The sequence below is a fragment of the Povalibacter sp. genome, assembly GCF_036735925.1.
Classification (GTDB): Bacteria; Pseudomonadota; Gammaproteobacteria; order Steroidobacterales; family Steroidobacteraceae; genus Steroidobacter.
In genome coordinates this window covers 17,446-34,769 of sequence record NZ_DAINNK010000059.1, presented here as the reverse complement: position 1 = coordinate 34,769, position 17,324 = coordinate 17,446, and the positions used below count along the sequence as shown (strand labels likewise).

The 17,324-nt window shown below is 63.8% G+C and carries 14 protein-coding genes and 1 pseudogene; 12 read left to right on the top strand and 3 right to left on the bottom strand.

Features of this window, described 5'->3' with window-relative positions:
• Positions 1-10: 10 nt before the first annotated feature.
• The 3 genes from dapC to map are packed head-to-tail and all read right to left on the bottom strand — an operon-like array spanning position 11 to position 4,698.
• Positions 11-1,204 (bottom strand): succinyldiaminopimelate transaminase, encoded by a 1,194-nt coding sequence (gene dapC / locus V7D81_RS16790; protein WP_324318346.1) that lies wholly within the window; start codon positions 1,202-1,204, stop codon positions 11-13.
• Positions 1,205-1,213: 9 nt separating this feature from the next.
• Positions 1,214-3,913 (bottom strand): [protein-PII] uridylyltransferase, encoded by a 2,700-nt coding sequence (gene glnD / locus V7D81_RS16785; RefSeq protein ID WP_324318344.1) that lies wholly within the window; start codon positions 3,911-3,913, stop codon positions 1,214-1,216.
• A gap of 20 nt (positions 3,914-3,933) precedes the next feature.
• Complete coding sequence (gene map / locus V7D81_RS16780) at positions 3,934-4,698, bottom strand: type I methionyl aminopeptidase (protein WP_324318342.1); 765 nt, start codon at positions 4,696-4,698, stop codon at positions 3,934-3,936.
• Between the two features lie 329 nt (positions 4,699-5,027).
• Between map and rpsB the strand changes: the two are divergent.
• The 12 genes and pseudogenes from rpsB to fabZ all read left to right on the top strand — a co-directional run.
• Positions 5,028-5,801: pseudogene (rpsB, locus tag V7D81_RS16775) on the top strand (30S ribosomal protein S2); the annotation flags it as partial.
• 222 nt (positions 5,802-6,023) lie between these two features.
• Complete coding sequence (gene tsf, locus V7D81_RS16770) at positions 6,024-6,929, top strand: translation elongation factor Ts (protein WP_324318340.1); 906 nt, start codon at positions 6,024-6,026, stop codon at positions 6,927-6,929.
• Between the two features lie 127 nt (positions 6,930-7,056).
• Positions 7,057-7,812: a UMP kinase gene (gene pyrH, locus V7D81_RS16765; protein WP_324318338.1), complete on the top strand. Its 756-nt coding sequence runs from the start codon at positions 7,057-7,059 to the stop codon at positions 7,810-7,812.
• A gap of 67 nt (positions 7,813-7,879) precedes the next feature.
• Complete coding sequence (gene frr, locus V7D81_RS16760; protein WP_324318336.1) at positions 7,880-8,437, top strand: ribosome recycling factor; 558 nt, start codon at positions 7,880-7,882, stop codon at positions 8,435-8,437.
• A gap of 18 nt (positions 8,438-8,455) precedes the next feature.
• Positions 8,456-9,211 carry a polyprenyl diphosphate synthase gene (gene uppS / locus V7D81_RS16755; protein WP_324318334.1) on the top strand — a complete coding sequence of 252 codons (756 nt, stop codon included), beginning with the start codon at positions 8,456-8,458 and terminating at the stop codon, positions 9,209-9,211.
• A complete protein-coding gene (locus tag V7D81_RS16750; protein WP_324318332.1) occupies positions 9,211-9,999 on the top strand; it encodes a phosphatidate cytidylyltransferase in 789 nt (262 codons plus the stop codon). Before uppS ends, V7D81_RS16750 begins: the two co-directional genes overlap by 1 nt.
• A complete protein-coding gene (ispC, locus tag V7D81_RS16745; protein ID WP_324318330.1) occupies positions 9,996-11,207 on the top strand; it encodes a 1-deoxy-D-xylulose-5-phosphate reductoisomerase in 1,212 nt (403 codons plus the stop codon). The genes V7D81_RS16750 and ispC overlap by 4 nt, the downstream gene beginning before the upstream one ends.
• Positions 11,204-12,604 (top strand): RIP metalloprotease RseP, encoded by a 1,401-nt coding sequence (gene rseP / locus V7D81_RS16740; RefSeq protein WP_324318328.1) that lies wholly within the window; start codon positions 11,204-11,206, stop codon positions 12,602-12,604. The genes ispC and rseP overlap by 4 nt, the downstream gene beginning before the upstream one ends.
• A gap of 19 nt (positions 12,605-12,623) precedes the next feature.
• Positions 12,624-15,086 (top strand): outer membrane protein assembly factor BamA, encoded by a 2,463-nt coding sequence (bamA, locus tag V7D81_RS16735; protein WP_324318326.1) that lies wholly within the window; start codon positions 12,624-12,626, stop codon positions 15,084-15,086.
• Between the two features lie 36 nt (positions 15,087-15,122).
• A complete protein-coding gene (locus V7D81_RS16730) occupies positions 15,123-15,707 on the top strand; it encodes an OmpH family outer membrane protein (protein WP_324318324.1) in 585 nt (194 codons plus the stop codon).
• A gap of 27 nt (positions 15,708-15,734) precedes the next feature.
• Entirely contained in the window at positions 15,735-16,802 is a 1,068-nt protein-coding gene (lpxD, locus tag V7D81_RS16725; protein WP_324318322.1) for a UDP-3-O-(3-hydroxymyristoyl)glucosamine N-acyltransferase, read from the top strand.
• 30 nt (positions 16,803-16,832) lie between these two features.
• Positions 16,833-17,315 (top strand): 3-hydroxyacyl-ACP dehydratase FabZ, encoded by a 483-nt coding sequence (gene fabZ / locus V7D81_RS16720; protein ID WP_349257681.1) that lies wholly within the window; start codon positions 16,833-16,835, stop codon positions 17,313-17,315.
• Positions 17,316-17,324 lie beyond the last annotated feature (9 nt).

Below are 17,324 nucleotides of genomic sequence, written 5' to 3'. Positions count from 1 at the left end.
TCATCACTCGTCACTGCCCCTTCATGAACGTGCGAATGCGCTGTGCCGCTTCCACGCATTCCGGCACGCTGGCCACCAGCGAGATGCGCACGCGGCTTCGGCCGGGATTGCCGGCAGCGCCTTCGCGGGCGATGTAGCTGCCGGGCAGCGTCGTGACGTTCTGCTGTTCGAACAGTCCGCGGGTGAAGCGCTCGTCGTTCTCGACACGCGGCCAGAGGTAGAAGCCGGCTTCGGGCAGGTCGACGTCCAGCACTTCGCTCAGGATCGGTACGACGCGTTCGAATTTTTCGCGATACAGGCGCCGGTTCTCGATTACGTGCTGTTCGTCGTTCCAGGCCGCGATGCTGGCGAGCTGCGCATAGCCCGGCATCGCACAGCCGTGATACGTGCGATAGAGCAGGAAGGGCTTGATCACTGCCGGGTCGCCGGCGACGAAGCCCGAGCGCAGGCCGGGCACGCTGGAACGCTTCGACAGGCTGTGGAAGACCAGGCAGCGTTCGAACTGGCTGTGTCCCGCGGCGATGGCTGCCTGCAGCAGACCCGCCGGCGGCCGCGACTCGTCGAGATAGATTTCGCTGTAGCACTCGTCCGAGGCCACGATGAAGTCGTAGCGATCCGCGAGTTCGAGCGCGCGCTTGAGATAGTCGATGCTGGCCACCGCGCCGGTCGGGTTGCCCGGCGAGCACAGGAACAGCAACTGGCAGCGGTGCCAGATTTCCGGCGGTACGCCATCGAGATCGGGCAATGCCTCGTTGTCGCGATCGTTGCCCATGAACCAGGGCTGCGCTTCAGCGAGCAGCGCTGCGCCTTCATAGATTTGATAGAACGGATTCGGCATCACCACCAGCGGATCCTTGCTGCGATCGGTGACGGCCTGCACCACGGCAAACAGCGCTTCGCGCGTGCCGTTGACTGGCAGGATCATCGTCTCGGGATTCACCGATCCGGCCGGCAGCTGGAAACGCCGCGTGAGCCACGCGGCAATGGATTGACGGAACTCCGGCAGGCCGAGCGTCAGCGGATAGTTGCCCAGCGTGTTCAATCCCTTCGTCAGTGCATTGAGGACGAACGGTGGCGACGGGTGACGCGGCTCGCCGATCTGCAGCGCGATCAGCGACAGATCGGCCGGCGGTTGTGCGCCGGCGAGCAGAGTGCGCAGGCGTTCGAACGGGTAGGGCTGCAGCAGCGCCAGCGACGGATTCATGCGGGTCCTTTATTCGCGACGGTCGAGCGCCGCGGTGAGCTGCGCAGCGATGTGCTCGCGTGCCGCGGCATCGAGGGGAGCACCCCGTTCGCCGGTCACGTAGAACACGTCCTCGGCGCGCTCGCCGACCGTCATGATCTTGGACGTGTAGATCTCGATGCGTTCGTTCATGAAGACCTTGGCGATCTGCGACAGCAGGCCCGGCCGGTCGCCCGCAATCAGTTCGATGATCGTGCGCTGATTTACCGGATCGTCGACGAAGGTGATCTGGGTGGCCGTCGTGAACATGCGCACCTGGCGCGGCGCGCGACGGGTCACCGTCGTGAAAGTCGCGGCGTCGGGCTTGGCGAGTTCATGTGCGAGATGTCGTTCGATGTCGCGGATGCGGCCCATGTCCGTGATCTCGGCGCCGGTGTCTTCGAGCACGTGATACACGTCGAGGCTGAAACCGTCGCCGGTGGGCGTGATGCGCGCATCGACGATGTTGAGGCCGAGCTGGTCGAGCAGGGCGGTGGTGCGCGCGAAGCTGTGCTGGGTCTGCGGCGTGTAGGTGGAGATCGCCGTGCCGCCGCGTCCGGACTGCTGCTCCACGGAAACCAGCGACGAATCGTCGCCCGGTTCGCGGGCCGCCAGCAGTCGCGTGTGCCAGGCGATTTCTTCCGGCGTGTGTCGCAGGAAGTAGTCGTCCGTCAGGTGCGGCCACACTTCGCTGACTTCCGCTTCCGCAATGCCGGCGCGGCCGATGAGTTCGCGGGCATGCGCCTGGGTTTCGGCGATCAGCTCCTCGCGATCGATCGGGCTTTCCAGACCGCGGCGCAGTGCCTGCTTGGTGCGCTCGTAGAACTCGGAGAACAGCGAGGCCTTCCAGTTGTTCCAGAGTTTCGGGTTGGTGCCGCGCACGTCCGAGACGGTCAGCACGTACAGATAATCGAGATGGTTCTGGTCGCCGACGTGCTTGGCGAATTCGTGCAGTACTTTCGGATCGCTGATGTCCTTCTTCTGCGCCGTCACCGACAGGATCAGGTGATTGCGCACCAGCCAGGCCACCAGGCGCGCGTCGTAACGCGACAGACCCTGTTCGAGACAGAACGCTTCGGCATCGACGGAGCCGAGTTCCGAATGATCGCCGCCGCGGCCCTTCGCGATGTCATGGAACAGCGCGGCGAGATAGGCGAGTTCGGGCTTCGGCAACGACTGCATGATGCGCGACAGCGCCGGAAATTCGTGGTCGTACTTCGGCATCGCCAGGCGCCGCAGATTGCTGACGACGAACAGCGTGTGCGCATCGACCGTGTAGGCATGGAACAGGTCGTACTGCATGCGGCCGACGATGCGGCCGAAGGCCGGGATGTAGCGGCCGAGCACGCCGTACAGGTTCATGCGGCGCAGTTCGTGCGTCACGCCGACCGGCGCACTCAGGATGTCGAAGAACAGCCGGTGATTGCGCGGGTGCTGGCGGAATTCCTCGTCGATCAGCCACAGATGCCGCGTGATCTCGCGGATCGTCGCGGCACGCACGCCGCGGATCTCCGGATGCTGCTCGATGACGACGAACAGTTCGAGCAGCGCGGACGGATAACGATCGAACACGTCCTCGCTGGTGATCTCGACATAGTCGCTGCGGATCTGGAAGCGCGGATTCACGGGTACCGGCGTGACGTTCGCATCCGACAGGATGGCCTCGCGGAAGAGCTGCAGCAGCATTTCGTTCAGCAGTGCGACGTCCATCGCCGTGCGGTAATAGCGCTGCATGAACTGTTCGACGGCGAGCGTGTAGGTCGCGTCCTCGTAGCCGAACATCTTCGCCAGCTTGATCTGGTGATCGAACAGCAGCCGGTCTTCGCGGCGATTCGTCAGCACGTGCAGCGCGAAGCGCACCTTCCACAGGAACGCCTGCGCTGTCTTGAGCTTGCGCAGTTCGGCGCGGGTGAGGAAGCCGTGGTCGACCAGTTCGTCGAGCGAGTCGGCATTGAAGTGACGCTTCGCCACCCAGCCGATGGTCTGGATGTCGCGCAGGCCGCCCGGGCTCGATTTCACGTTCGGTTCGAGGTTGTAGGCGGTGTCGTGATAGCGGTGATGACGCGCCGTCTGTTCGGCCACCTTGGCTTCGAAGAAATCTCGCGTCGGCCAGACGCGTTCGGGCGCCAGCGCGCGTCGCATCGCTTCGAAGAGCTGTTCCGGGCCCGTGAGCAGGCGCGCCTCGATCATGGTCGTGGCGACGCTGACGTCGGCGGCGCTTTCGCGCTGGCAATCGTCGATGGTGCGCACGCTGTGGCCCACTTCGAGGCCGATGTCCCACATGAAGGTCAGGAAGCGTTCCAGGTTCGACTGCCACGGCATCGATTCGCTCTTGGGCAGCAGGATCATGATGTCGATGTCGGAACACAGGTTCAGCTCGCCGCGGCCGTAGCCGCCGACGGCGATCAGCGCGACATCGCGCGCGAAATCGCCGACGTGCAGCTTCCACGCGGTTTTCAGCAGGGTGTCGACGAGGCGCGCGCGATCGCGCACCAGTCGCTCGACGGGTTCGTCATCGGCAAAACGCTGTTTGAGGCGGTTGTCGCCTTCGGTGAGCGCCTCGCGAAACGCGGCGATGTCCGGCGTGCCGCTGTCCTGCAGGCGGTGCGACAGCGGGCTCAGGTAATCCCACGGCGGATCGCTCGTGGCGGTGCCGAGGTCTTCGATATCTTCGGTGGTGACGACGCGCATGGATGTTTTCTTATATGGGTTCAGCGCTCGGCCGCGCTCAGCGTGAGCACTTCGTATCCCGAGTCGGTCACCAGCACGGTGTGTTCCCACTGAGCCGAGAGCGAGTGGTCCTTGGTGACGACTGTCCAGCCGTCGGCCAGCAGTTTCACGTCGCGCTTGCCTGCGTTGATCATGGGTTCGATCGTGAAGGTCATGCCGGGCACCAGTTCGATGCCGGGATCGCGCTGGCGATAGTGCAGGACCTGCGGATCCTCGTGAAAGATCCGGCCGATGCCGTGTCCGCAGTATTCGCGCACGATCGACAGGTGCAGCGGATCGATCATGGCCTGGATCGCGGCGCCGATGTCGCCGAGGTGCGTCCCGGGGCGCACCTGACGGATGCCCGTCCACATGGCTTCGCGGGTCACGTCCACCAGTCGTTGCACGGCGGGATTGACCTTGCCCACGGTGAACATGCGGCTGGTGTCGCCATGCCAACCGTCCTTGATGACGGTGACGTCGATATTGATGATGTCGCCCTGCTTGAGGCGCCGGTCGCTCGGGATGCCATGGCAGACCACGTGGTTGACCGAGGTGCAGATCGATTTGGGAAAGCCGCGGTAGTTCAGCGGGGCGGGGATGGCGCGCTGCACATCCACGATGTAGTTGTGGCAGCGCTCATTTAGTTCGTCCGTGGTCACGCCGGCCACGACGTGGGGGCCGATCATGTCCAGGACGTCGGCGGCGAGACGGCCGACCTCGCGCATAGAGGCTTGTTCTGCCGGGGTTTTGATCGTGGCCTGCATAGCTGGAATGTCTGTTGAGTCAGGGAAACCGCTCGCCCGCGCATGACCGACTCCCGGCGAACACGGGCGGCGTTCAGGGGTGGTCAGTATGCGGGCGGAAGCGCCGGATGGAAGCGTCAGGTTCGGAAATCGGCTGCGTGCGAGAGAGGCAAATTTCCGGGAAAAAACCTGTGGCCAATCATTGAGTTTATGGTATAAAGCGCGCGCTTTTTTGGCAACGAATCCGTCTTTAACCACTTCTCACACTGGCCGACACGTGCGACGGGGTGCCTGGGAAACCAGGTCGTCGTATGGGACCAGTGGAGGCTCAACCCCCAAGGAGTTTGCTCATGCCCGGCATGTCCATGCGACAGATGCTGGAAGCGGGTGTTCATTTCGGACACCAGACCCGCTTCTGGAACCCCAAGATGGCCCAGTACATCTTCGGGGAGCGTAATCGAATCCACATCATCAACCTCGAAAAAACCCTGCCGATGTACAACGAGGCAGCGGGTTTCATTCGTCAGGTTGTCGCTGACGGCGGCAAGGTGCTGTTCGTCGGCACCAAGCGCTCGGCCCGTGAAGCCATCAAGGCCGAAGCGATCCGCTGCGGTATGCCCTACGTGAGCCATCGCTGGCTCGGCGGCATGCTCACCAACTTCAAGACCGTGCGTCAGTCGATCAAGCGCCTCACCAATCTCGACGAGATGGCGGCCAACGGCACGCTCGAACAGCACAGCAAGCGCGAAGCGCAGGGCCTGCGCCGCGAGCGCGAAAAGCTCGAGCGCAGCCTCGGCGGCATCAAGGACATGGAGTCGCTGCCCGACGTGCTGTTCGTGATCGACGTCGGTCACGAGCGCATTGCGCTCCACGAAGCAAAGAAGCTCGGCATTCCGGTCGTTGCGGTCGTCGATACGAACTGCGCGCCGGAAGATGTCGATTTCGTCATTCCGGGCAACGACGATGCGATGCGCGCCATTCAGCTCTACGGCGCCGGCATCGCCGATGCAGTGATCGACGGCAAGTCCTCGCTGCCTGAAGTGCCGACCGGCGAAGACGAGTTCGTCGAACTCGACGCCGAAGGCAAGCCGAAGCCCAAGACGGGCGCCGCTGCGGCTCCCGCAGCGCGTCGCGGTGGCGGCAGCAAGGCTGCAGCCGTGAAGAAGAAGGCGGGCGCGCGCAAGCGTCCTGCGCAGGATGAAGCCGCAGCTGAACCCGTGGCCGATCTCGAAGACGTCGATTCCGATTCGAGTGCCGCCGACGTGATGGCCAGCCGTGCGGCCTCCCGCAAGACGGCGGCGCCTGCAGCCGACACGCCTCCGACGACCCCTGCAGCGGAGTAATTCATGGCCGTTACAGCAGATGCAGTAAAGCAGCTCCGCGAGCGTACCGGCGCGGGCATGATGGAGTGCAAGAAGGCACTCACCGAAACCAACGGCGATCTGGATGCAGCCGCCGAGCTGATGCGCAAGAACGGTCTGGCGAAGGCGGACAAGAAAGCCGCGCGCGTCGCCGCCGAAGGCGTGATCGTGATCGAGCGTTCCGCCGATGCGAAGCGCGCCGCAATCGTCGAAGTGAACTGCGAAACGGATTTCGTCGCCCGCGAGAATGACTTCAAGGCGTACGCCACGAGTGTGGCAAAGGCCGTGCTGGCCGAGCGTCCCGCTTCGCTGGATGCGCTGCTGGCCGCAAAGTCCGAGAGCGGTGCAAGCCTCGATGAAGTGCGTCGCGCCCTGATCGCCAAGATCGGCGAGAACATCAGCGTGCGTCGTTTCGATGTCGTCGAATCACCCGTGATCGTGGGTTCCTACCTGCACGGTTCGCGCATCGGTGCGCTGGTTGCCCTGAAGAAAGGTGACGAGGCGGCGGCGAAGGACATCGCGATGCATGTTGCGGCCATCAATCCGCCGCATGTGTCGGCCGACCAGATTCCTGCCGATCTGCTGAAGAAGGAGCAGGAAATCCACGTCGAGCTGACCAAGCAGGATCCGAAGATGGTCGGCAAGCCCGAAGCGATCGTCGTCAAGGCTGCCGAAGGCCGTACCCGCAAGTGGATCAACGAAATCACGCTGCTGGGCCAGCCGTTCGTGAAGGACGACAAGCAGAGCGTCGAACAGTATCTGAAGCAGGCGGGTGCCGAGGTCGTGTCGTTCGTGCGCTATGAAGTCGGCGCCGGCATCGAAAAGAAGCAGGAGGACTTCGCCGAGGAAGTCAGGAAGCAGGTGGAAAGCTCCAAGGCGCCACCCCGCTGAGCCTCGCGATCGCGATCGAGAGAACCCCGCCACGGCGGGGTTCTCTATAATAGGGTGACGGAAGTGCGGCGCTGACAGGGATATCTTCACCGCTGTCCCTTTCGTAACGGTTTTCCAGGCAGGCAACATGACCGAACCCAGCAAAACGTCGACGACTCCATTCCCTTCCGGTCCGGGCCTGCGTCGTATTCTTCTCAAGCTCTCGGGCGAAGCCCTGATGGGTGAAGAGGACTACGGCATTGATCCCAAGATGCTCAAGCGCGTCGCCAACGAGATCCGCGAGGTCATGAGTCTCGGCCTGCAGGTGGCGGTCGTCATCGGCGGCGGCAACATTTTCCGCGGTGCTGGTCTCGCTGGCTCCGGCATGGACCGGGTGACGGGCGATCACATGGGCATGCTCGCCACCGTCATGAATTCGTTGGCCTTGCAGGACGCCGTCGAAGGGCTCGGCATGTATGCGCGGGTCATGTCGGCCATCCGCATCAACGAGGTCTGCGAGGAATACATCCGCCGGCGCGCGGTGCGGCACCTCGAAAAGGGCAGGGTGACCATTCTGGCCGCGGGAACGGGCAATCCCTTCTTCACCACCGATACGGCCGCCAGCCTGCGCGCCATCGAAATCAACGCCGACCTGTTGCTCAAGGCGACGAAGGTCGACGGCATTTATTCCGACGATCCGAAAAAGAACCCCAGCGCCACGCGCTATCAGCGCCTGACCTTCGACAAGGTGCTGACGGATCGCCTCAATGTCATGGATGCCACGGCGATCGTCATGTGCCGCGACAACAACCTGCCGCTGCGCGTATTCGATCTGACGAAGCCCGGCGAACTCATGCGCATCGTGCGCGGCGAGGATGTCGGCACGCTGGTAACGAACCCTTGAGAGGCAGCGGACGGATCGCGCACCGCGCGCCGCCGTTCGCCCATCACTGCCCGATACGGAGATTCCAATGATCGACGACATCAAGAAAGACGCCATCGAGCGCATGCAGAAATGCGTTGTGGCACTGAAGAACGAACTGAAGCGGCTGCGTACCGGGCGTGCCCATCCGAGCCTGCTCGAACACATCCGCGTCGAGTACTACGGCAATGAAGTGCCGATCAACCAGGTCGCCAATGTCGCGCTGGAAGATGCCCGCACGATCACGGTGACGCCGTGGGAAAAGCAGATGGTGCAGGCCATCGAGAAGGCCATCATGAAGTCCGATCTGGGATTGATGCCTGCCACCGCCGGCACCGTGATCCGCGTGCCGATGCCGCCGCTGACCGAAGAACGCCGCCGCGATCTGGCGAAGGTCGTCCGGCACGAGGCCGAGAGTGCGCGCGTGGCCGTGCGCAATGTGCGTCGCGACGTGATGGGCGATCTGAAGGATCTGCTGAAGGAGAAGCTCGTTTCCCAGGATGACGACCGGCGCGCCCAGGACGAGATCCAGAAGCTCACGGACAAGTACGTCGGCGAAATCGACCAGGTCCTGGCCGAAAAAGAAAAAGAACTGATGCAGGTCTGAGCCGGACAAGCCCAGTCAATGCCACCTTCCGCGGTCAGTTCGAAACAGGCTCCGTCCGCATTGCCGCGCCACGTGGCGGTAATCATGGACGGCAACGGTCGCTGGGCCGCGCGCCGCGCGCTGCCGCGGCCGGCCGGTCACCGCATGGGCGTCAAGGCGGTGAAGCAGACGGTCGAAGGCTGCGCGAAGCGCGGTGTCGAGGTGCTGACGCTGTTCGCGTTCTCCAGCGAGAACTGGCAGCGGCCGCGCGAGGAAGTCTCCATGCTCATGGGACGCTTTCTCGAAGCGCTCGACAACGAAGTCGACGACCTGCACAAGAACAATATCCGGCTGCGATTCATCGGCCGGCTGGAGCAGTTGTCGACGGCGCTGCGCGATCGCATCCAGGCCGCCGAGACGCTCACCGCGCACAACACGCGGATGACGCTCGTGATCGCCATTGCCTACGGCGGCCGCTGGGATATTTCCGTCGCGGCGCGCGAACTCGCGAGACGCTGCGTGTCGGGCGAATTGCGTGTCGACGATATCGATGAAGCATCGCTGAGCGGTTGCGTGGCCCTGGCGGGACTACCCGATCCCGATCTCTTCATCCGCACTGGCGGCGAACAGCGCATCAGTAATTTCCTGCTCTGGAATCTCGCGTACACCGAGCTGTATTTCTGCGACACGCTCTGGCCTGATTTCGGCGACGAAGAACTGGGTGCGGCGCTCGATTACTTTGCCGGCCGGCAGCGACGTTTCGGGCTGGCGCCGGGACAGGTCGAGTCGCGCTGATGCTGCGGCAGCGAATCATTACGGCCTTGCTGCTCGCGCCGCTCGCGCTGCTGGTGATTCTGTGGGTGCCGCATCCGGTCACGATGGCGGTGTTCGCGCTGCTCGTGCTGGCGGGCGCGTGGGAATGGGCGGCATTCCCCGGGTTTGCGTCCGTGCCGGCGCGAAGCGCCTATGTGGTCGCGATCGGGGCTGCGCTGGCTGTGTGCTGGTTCTCCGCTGGCGCATTCAACGCCTGGATCCTGAACGCAGCGATCCTCTGGTGGCTGTTTGCCTTTTTCTGGATCGTTTTCCTGCCGACCCGCATGAGTCGCGCACTCGGCGTACTCGCCGGATTCGCCGTGCTGGTGCCGGCGTGGGTGGCGTTGGTCGCGCTGCACGAGCGCGATCCCAACCTCGTCCTGTTCGTGCTGCTGCTCGTCGTCGCGGCGGATGTGGGCGCGTATTTCGGCGGTCGCCAGTTCGGTCGCCACAAGCTGGCGCCGAAAGTCAGTCCCGGCAAGACCTGGGAAGGGGTATTCGGCGGATTCGTCGCCGCTGCATTGATGGCGTTCGTCGGGGTCGCCTGGTTCAAGGTCGATGCGCTGCCGTTTCTTGCGGTGTGCGCGCTCGTCGTAGTCGCTTCGATCGTCGGCGACCTGACCGAAAGCCTGTTCAAGCGGCACGCAGGATTGAAGGACAGCGGCAGTCTGCTGCCGGGCCACGGCGGCGTACTCGATCGCGTCGACAGCGTGACTGCAGCGGCGCCCGTGTTCCTCGTCAGTCTCGAACTCCTGGGACTGCTGGCATGAGCACGCAGCGCACACGTGTCGCGGTGCTCGGCTCGACGGGCAGCATCGGCGTCAGCACGCTCGATGTCGTGGCGAGACATCCCGATCGCTACTCGGTGGTCGCGTTGACGGCCCACAGCAACAGCGTCCGGCTGCGGGAGCAATGCATCCGGCATCGTCCGGAGCTGGCGGTGCTGGCATCTGCGGCCGCTGCAGCGAAGCTCGAGCAGGAGCTGCGTGAGGCGGGCGTCGCAACCCGGGTTCTATCGGGAGAAGACGCGCTTTGCGAAGTCGCTTCTCACGAACGCATCGATGTCGTGATGGCCGGGATCGTCGGTGCGGCCGGTCTGAAATCGAGCCTCGCCGCCGCACGCGCGGGCAAGAAGATCCTGCTCGCGAACAAGGAAGCGCTCGTGATGTCGGGCCCGCTGTTCATGGAAGCCGTGCGGCAGGGCGGCGCGACGCTCGTGCCGGTCGACAGCGAGCACAACGCCATTTTTCAATGCCTGCCCTCGGACACCCGTGCTGGCGTGCGCAGTGCGGGCGTGAATCGCGTCGTGCTGACCGCATCGGGCGGCCCATTCCTGCGGACGGCCCGTGATGCACTGCGAGGCGTCACGCCCGACCAGGCCTGTGCGCATCCGCGCTGGGTGATGGGGCGAAAGATTTCGGTGGATTCCGCCACCCTGATGAACAAGGGACTCGAGCTGATCGAGGCCTGCCTGCTGTTCAATCTGCCGCCGGCGCAGGTCGAGGTCGTCGTCCATCCGCAGAGCATCGTCCATTCCCTGGTCGAGTACTGCGACGGATCGATGCTCGCGCAGCTGGGAAACCCCGACATGCGCGTGCCCATCGCCCATGCGCTCGGCTGGCCGCAGCGCATAGCCTCCGGTGTAGAATCGCTCGACATCGTGCGGGCCGGACGGCTCGATTTCGAAGCGCCCGACCTGGAGAAATTTCCATGTCTGGTGCTGGCGCGACGCGCTGCCGAGGCGGGAGGGACCGCGCCAGCGGTGCTCAATGCAGCGAATGAAGTGGCTGTCAGCGCTTTTCTGAGCGGACAGCTGGCCTTCGTGGAGATCCCGGCCATCATCGACCAGATCCTGTCGCAGCACGACGTGCGTTCAGTGACATCCCTGCAGGATGTCATGGCAGCGGACGGCTGGGCCCGCTCGCAGGCGCAGGCGCGCCTCGGACTCGCCGGGCCGGCCGCGGGAGTGTGTGCATGATTTCCACCGACAGCCCGGCAGAGATCCTCACTGCCATCCTCACGTTCATCGTCGCGATCGGCATCCTCGTCGCGGTTCATGAATTCGGTCATTTCTGGGTGGCGCGCCGCCTCGGCATCAAGGTGCTGCGATTCTCGATCGGCTTCGGCAAGCCGCTGTGGCAGCGCATCGCCGGCAAGGACCAGGTCGAATACGTCATCGCCGCGATCCCGCTCGGCGGCTACGTGAAGCTGCTGGATGAGCGCGAAGGCAATGTGCCTGCGAGCGAGGCGCATCGGTCCTTCAACCGCGCGCCGGTATGGAAACGCATCGCGGTGCTGCTGGCCGGCCCGGCGTTCAATCTCATCTTTGCAGTGGCGATGTACTGGGTGCTGTTCACCGCGGGACAGCCGACGCTGAAGCCGATCGTCGGCGACGTCACGGTCGAATCGATTGCGGCGAAGGCGGGCCTGAAATACGAAGACACGATTCTCGCCGTCAACGGCAAGCCGGTGGAGACGCTGGAGTCGGCGATGCTCGGCACGCTCGACGACCTCATCGACGACGGCACCATCGTCATGCGCGTGCGCGGCATCGACGGCAGCGAACGCGACGTGACCATGCAGACGGGCGAGAAGCGCCGTCAGCTGACGCAGGCCGACACCATGTTGCCGGGGCTGGGTTTCGACTTCTGGCGCCCGCGCGTCGCGGCCGACGTCGGCGAGCTGAGCGAGGGCGAAGCCGCCGCCAGGGCAGGGCTCGCGGTCGGCGACCGGATTGTCCGTATCGGCCAACAGGAAGTGAGCGATTTCCAGCAACTGGTGCAACTGATCAAACCCAATGCGAACCAGCAGATCACGTTCACCGTGGAGCGGAACGGACAGACGCTGGAACTGCCGGTGACGATCGGCGAGTCGATCGAGAACGGCCAGTCCATCGGGCGCATCGGCGTTGCACCCAGCGGCAGGATCCTCGACAGCAATATCAAGCGCGAGGACATGCTTGCGGTGCAGAAGTACGGCGCGCTGGACGCCGTCGGCAAGGCCGCCGAAAAGACCTGGGACATGTCGGTCTTCACGCTCAAGATCGTCGGCCGGATCGTGACCGGCGACGTGTCGCTCAAGAATCTGTCCGGTCCGATCGCCATTGCCGAAACAACGGGTTTCGCGGCGCGACAGGGCTGGCGGACTTTCTTCAGCACCCTGGCGCTGATCAGCATCAGCCTGGGCGTGCTGAACCTGCTGCCCATCCCCGTCCTCGACGGCGGGCAGATTGTTTATCAGCTCGCGGAACTGGTGAAAGGCAAGCCTGTCTCAGAGCGAGCACAACTGTTCGGCCAGCAGATCGGCATCGCCGTGCTGATCCTCATGATGTCGCTGGCTTTCTACAACGACATTGCACGACATCTGGCACCGTAACCCGCAGGGCCTGAATCTGATGCGTTTGAGAACAATTATTCACGCAACGCTTGCGCTTGCGGCTGGCAGTGCCATCGCAACCTATCCGGTCGCCGCCAGCGCGCAATCCTCGGCGTTTACCGTCGGCGACATCCGCATCGAAGGCCTGCAGCGTATTTCCGAAGGCACGGTCTTCAACTACCTGCCGGTGAACATCGGCGATCAGCTCGATCAGCGCCGGGTGGCGGAGTCGTTGCGGGCGCTGTATGCGACGGGGTTCTTCAAGGACGTCGAACTGCGCCGCGATGGCGGCACGCTGGTCGTTGCGGTGGTCGAACGGCCTTCGATCGAGAGCTTCGAGATCAAGGGCAACAAGGACATCAAGACCGAGGACCTGCAGCGCTCGCTGCGCAACGTCGGTCTCGCCACCGGCAAGACCTTCGACCAGTCCGTGCTCGACGAGGTGAAGCAGTACCTCACCGACCAGTACTTCTCGCGCGGCAAGTACGCAGTGCGCGTCGATGCCAAGGTGGAGGAAGTACCGGGCAACAAGGTCAAGGTGTCGGTCGACATCGTCGAAGGCAAGCGTGCGCGCATCCGTCAGATCAACATCGCCGGCAACACGGCGTTTCCGGACGAGGATCTGCAGGAAACGTTCGAACTCAAGACGCCGAACTGGCTGTCCTGGTACAAGCAGGACGATCGCTACGCCCGCGAGGCGCTGTCGGGCGATCTCGAAAAACTGCGGTCCTATTACATGGACCGCGGTTACGCCAACTTCGCCGTGACCTCGACCCAGGTGGCGATCGCGCCGGAGAAGGATGACATCTTCGTCACGATCAACGTGAACGAGGGCGACGTCTATAAAGTCTCCGAGGTCAAACTCGCCGGCAACATGGTGGTGCCGGAGTCGGAACTGAAGCGACTCATCCTGATCCAGCCGGGCGATACGTATTCGCGCAAGTTCATCACCGCCACGACCGAGGCGATGAAGATGCGCCTGGGCTTCGACGGTTATGCCTTCGCGACGATCGATCCGGTGCCGCAGGCCAACGAGGAGACCAAGGAAATTTCCCTGACCTTCGTCGTCGATCCGAAGAATCGCGTGTACGTGCGTCGCGTGAATTTCAATGGCACGACCGGCGTGAACGACGAAGTCTTCCGTCGCGAAATGCGCCAGCTCGAAGGCGCGTATCTGTCGAACACGGCGGTCGAGCGTTCGAAGCAGCGTATCCAGCGTCTGCCGTTCATCGAAAAGGTCGAAGTCGAGAACACACCCGTGCCGGGTGCGGCGGACCTGGTCGACGTCGATTTCGAGATCAAGGAAGGTCTGCCGGGACAGTTCGGCGGCGGTATCGGCTACTCCGAATCGCAGTCCGTCATCCTCAACGGCAGCTTCACGCACTCGAACTTCATGGGTACCGGCAATCGCGTGCAGGCGGAAATCAATTCGGGTCGTTATGCCAAGAGCTACAGCTTCTCGCATACGGATCCGTACACGACCATCGACGGCGTGCGCCGCACCATTTCGCTGGGCTATCGCGACGTCACGCAGTTCACGTCGGCGACGTCGGACTTCGACACCACGACCGCGACGGCCGGCATCGGCTACGACTATCCGATCACCGAATACCAGTACCTGAGTTTCGGTCTGTCGGCACAGCAGGCCGAACTGGCCACGACCTCGCTGGGCAGCGCCGCGGAAGCCAATGACTGGGTGCGCAACAACGGCAATCCGACCATCGAATGTATTGCGCAGACCGACCTGACGGTGCCCTGCGAGGAGTATCCGAACTACTCGCTGTTCCGTTCGAAATTCCGCACTTACGAGCTGAATACGGGCTGGAGCTTCGACTCGCGCAACCGCACGATTTTCGCCACGGCCGGCACCCGCCAGCGCCTGAGCCTGAGCTACACCCTGCCGGGCAGCGAAGTGGAATTCTGGACCGCCTCGTACGACCTGCTGAAATTCATCCCCATCTGGCGCGACTTCAAGCTGATGGTGAACGTCGAACTGGCCTACGGCGAGCCGCTGGGCGACACCACCGGCCTGCCGCCGTATCGTCAGTTTTTTGCCGGCGGTCCGGACTCGGTGCGCGGCTTCCGGGAAAGCCGCCTCGGCCCGAAGGACAGCTTCGGGCGCCCCTACGGCGGCAACATCAAGACCATCGCCCAGGCGGAACTGCTGCTGCCGATGCCCGAAAAATGGCGTAACAGCGCGCGCTTCAGCCTGTTCTACGACATCGGCAACGTGTTCTCGAATCAGGACATCAACTTCGTCGGGCCGCCCGATCCGACCACCGGCGCGCAGCAGCCGGTCGACTACAAGTTCAGTTATGATGAGCTGAAGCAGTCGGCGGGCGTTGCCGTGCAGTGGCTGGCGCCTCTGGGCGTCTTCCGGTTCAGCTACGCGGTGCCGCTGAATGACGAGCGCGGGGATACGCTGAACCGCTACGGGGACGAAACCGAAGGGTTCCAGTTCTCGATCGGTCAGGCGTTCTGACATTCAACAGATACAACTCGGACGAAGGTTTTTTTCATGGCACGTTTGAGCATTTGCGGACTCGTTCTTTCGACCGGCCTGGCGATGCTGGCGCCCCTCGGCGCGGCGCATGCCGACATCAAGATCGCCGTGGTGAATGTGCCGCGGCTGCTCGAAGAGGCGCCTCAGGCGAAATCGGCGATGCAGGCGCTGCAGGATGAATTTGCGCCGCGCCAGCGTTCCATCGTTGCGCAGCAGAAGGACCTGAAGGCGAAGGAAGAAAAGCTGCAGCGCGACGGTGCGGTGATGGCCGAGAACGAGCGTCGCAATGCCGAAAAGGATCTGCGCGACGGCCAGCGCGAAATGCAGCGCAAGCAGAACGAATATGTCGAAGACCTCAACCTGCGTCGCAATGAGGAACTCGGCAAGCTGCAGCGCTCGCTGCTGCAGGAAGTGCAGGCGTTCGCACGCACCTCGGGCTATGACGTCGTGCTCGGCGACGGCGTGCTGTACGTCAACGAGTCGATGGACATCACTGCGCAGGTGCTGAGCGCACTGCAGGCCCGCTTCAAGGCGGGCGGCCCGGCGAAGCCCGCCGCCACGACACCGCCGAAGCCGGCTGCTCCGCCGGCCAAGCAATAAGCCGCCGACGCCACACGCAGGCCCCCCATGAGCTTCACCCTGGGGGAATTGGCGGTTCGCTTTGGCTGCTCGCTGAAAGGCGATCCCGATGCCCGCGTCTCCCGCGTCACCACGCTGGAAGACGCGGGTCCCGACGCCGTCACGTTCCTCGCCAATCCCAAGTATCGCCGCTACCTGTCGCAGACCCGCGCCGGTGCGGTGATCGTCGAACCGCGCCTGGCTGACGCCTGTCCGGGCGCGGCGCTGATCGGTCCCAATCCCTACGCGACCTATGCCCGCATTGCGGCGTTGCTGCATCCGGTGCCTGCCGCCGATCCCGGTGTCCATCCATCTGCCGTCGTCGATGCCTCGGCGCAGATCGATCCGACCGCTGCGATCGGGCCGCGTGTCGTGATCGAGGCGGGCGTCGTCGTCGGGCCGAGAGCCGTCATCGGACCGGGCTGTGTCGTCATGCGGGGTACCCGGATCGGCGCAGATACCCGGCTCGTTGCGAACGTCACGCTCTGCCACGACGTGAGCCTTGGCGAACGCTGCCTGCTGCATCCGGGCGCCGTCATCGGCGCGGATGGTTTCGGCCTGGCGCCCGATCGCGGCGAATGGCTCAAGGTGCCGCAGATCGGCAGCGTACGGATCGGCAACGACGTGGAAGTCGGTGCGAGCACGACGATCGATCGCGGCGCGATCGAAGACACCGTCATCGGCGACGGCGTCAAGCTCGACAACCAGATCCAGATCGCCCACAACGTCCGCATCGGGGCGCATACGGCGATTGCAGGCTGCGTCGGTATTTCCGGCAGCGCGGTCATCGGCCAGCGCTGCATGATCGGCGGCATGGTCGGCGTCGCCGGCCATCTCACGATCTGCGATGACGTCGTGGTGACCGGCAAGTCCTTCGTCTCCGGCAGTATCCGCAAGCCCGGGTACTACTCGAGTGGACTACCCATCGACGAAACCGCCAGATTCCGCAAGAATGCGGCGCGCTTCAATCAGCTCGACGACATGGCGCGTCAGGTGCGACGACTGCGTCGTGGCGCGGGCGAGTCGACCGGAAAGGACGAAGAAGCGGACCTGCCGGGCGACGAGCCGTCCCCGTAGCAGACACTGGCAGCACCGCAAGGGGAGCGAATGACCGAGACCGGCAAGACGGAGCAGGGCGATCAGGTCCTGACGATGGACATCAACGAAGTGCTGCGCCGCCTGCCGCACCGGTATCCCTTCCTGCTGGTCGACCGCGTCCAGGAATGCATTGCCGGCAAGTCGATCCGGGCGCTCAAGAACGTGACGTTCAACGAGCATTTCTTTCCCGGGCATTTTCCGCACCGGCCGGTGTTTCCGGGCGTCATCATCCTCGAGGCGCTGGCGCAGACTGCCGGCATCCTCGCATTCGTGACGGCCGGTCAGTATCCCGATGCATCCCGCCCGATGTACTTCGTCGGTATCGACAGCGCGCGCTTTCGCCGCCCCGTTGAGCCGGGCGATCAGCTGATCCTCAAGGCGACGCTGGAGCGCCAGATGCGCGGCATCTGGAAGTTCTCCACGGTGGCCGAAGTGGACGGCGAGGTTGCCACCAGCGCCGAAATGATGGTGGCACCGGGAACCGCCAAATAGACTTCGACC

What these genes read in the sequence shown, in the direction of transcription:
- frr (WP_324318336.1), top strand. Translation starts at nt 7,880, where the DNA reads ATGATCGACGACATCAAGAAAGACGCCATCGAGCGCATGCAGAAATGC.
- bamA (WP_324318326.1), top strand. Translation starts at nt 12,624, where the DNA reads ATGCGTTTGAGAACAATTATTCACGCAACGCTTGCGCTTGCGGCTGGC.
- map (WP_324318342.1), bottom strand. Translation starts at nt 4,698, where the DNA reads ATGCAGGCCACGATCAAAACCCCGGCAGAACAAGCCTCTATGCGCGAG.
- dapC (WP_324318346.1), bottom strand. Translation starts at nt 1,204, where the DNA reads ATGAATCCGTCGCTGGCGCTGCTGCAGCCCTACCCGTTCGAACGCCTG.
- uppS (WP_324318334.1), top strand. Translation starts at nt 8,456, where the DNA reads ATGCCACCTTCCGCGGTCAGTTCGAAACAGGCTCCGTCCGCATTGCCG.
- tsf (WP_324318340.1), top strand. Translation starts at nt 6,024, where the DNA reads ATGGCCGTTACAGCAGATGCAGTAAAGCAGCTCCGCGAGCGTACCGGC.
- V7D81_RS16730 (WP_324318324.1), top strand. Translation starts at nt 15,123, where the DNA reads ATGGCACGTTTGAGCATTTGCGGACTCGTTCTTTCGACCGGCCTGGCG.
- ispC (WP_324318330.1), top strand. Translation starts at nt 9,996, where the DNA reads ATGAGCACGCAGCGCACACGTGTCGCGGTGCTCGGCTCGACGGGCAGC.
- lpxD (WP_324318322.1), top strand. Translation starts at nt 15,735, where the DNA reads ATGAGCTTCACCCTGGGGGAATTGGCGGTTCGCTTTGGCTGCTCGCTG.
- glnD (WP_324318344.1), bottom strand. Translation starts at nt 3,913, where the DNA reads ATGCGCGTCGTCACCACCGAAGATATCGAAGACCTCGGCACCGCCACG.
- V7D81_RS16750 (WP_324318332.1), top strand. Translation starts at nt 9,211, where the DNA reads ATGCTGCGGCAGCGAATCATTACGGCCTTGCTGCTCGCGCCGCTCGCG.
- pyrH (WP_324318338.1), top strand. Translation starts at nt 7,057, where the DNA reads ATGACCGAACCCAGCAAAACGTCGACGACTCCATTCCCTTCCGGTCCG.
- rseP (WP_324318328.1), top strand. Translation starts at nt 11,204, where the DNA reads ATGATTTCCACCGACAGCCCGGCAGAGATCCTCACTGCCATCCTCACG.
- fabZ (WP_349257681.1), top strand. Translation starts at nt 16,833, where the DNA reads ATGACCGAGACCGGCAAGACGGAGCAGGGCGATCAGGTCCTGACGATG.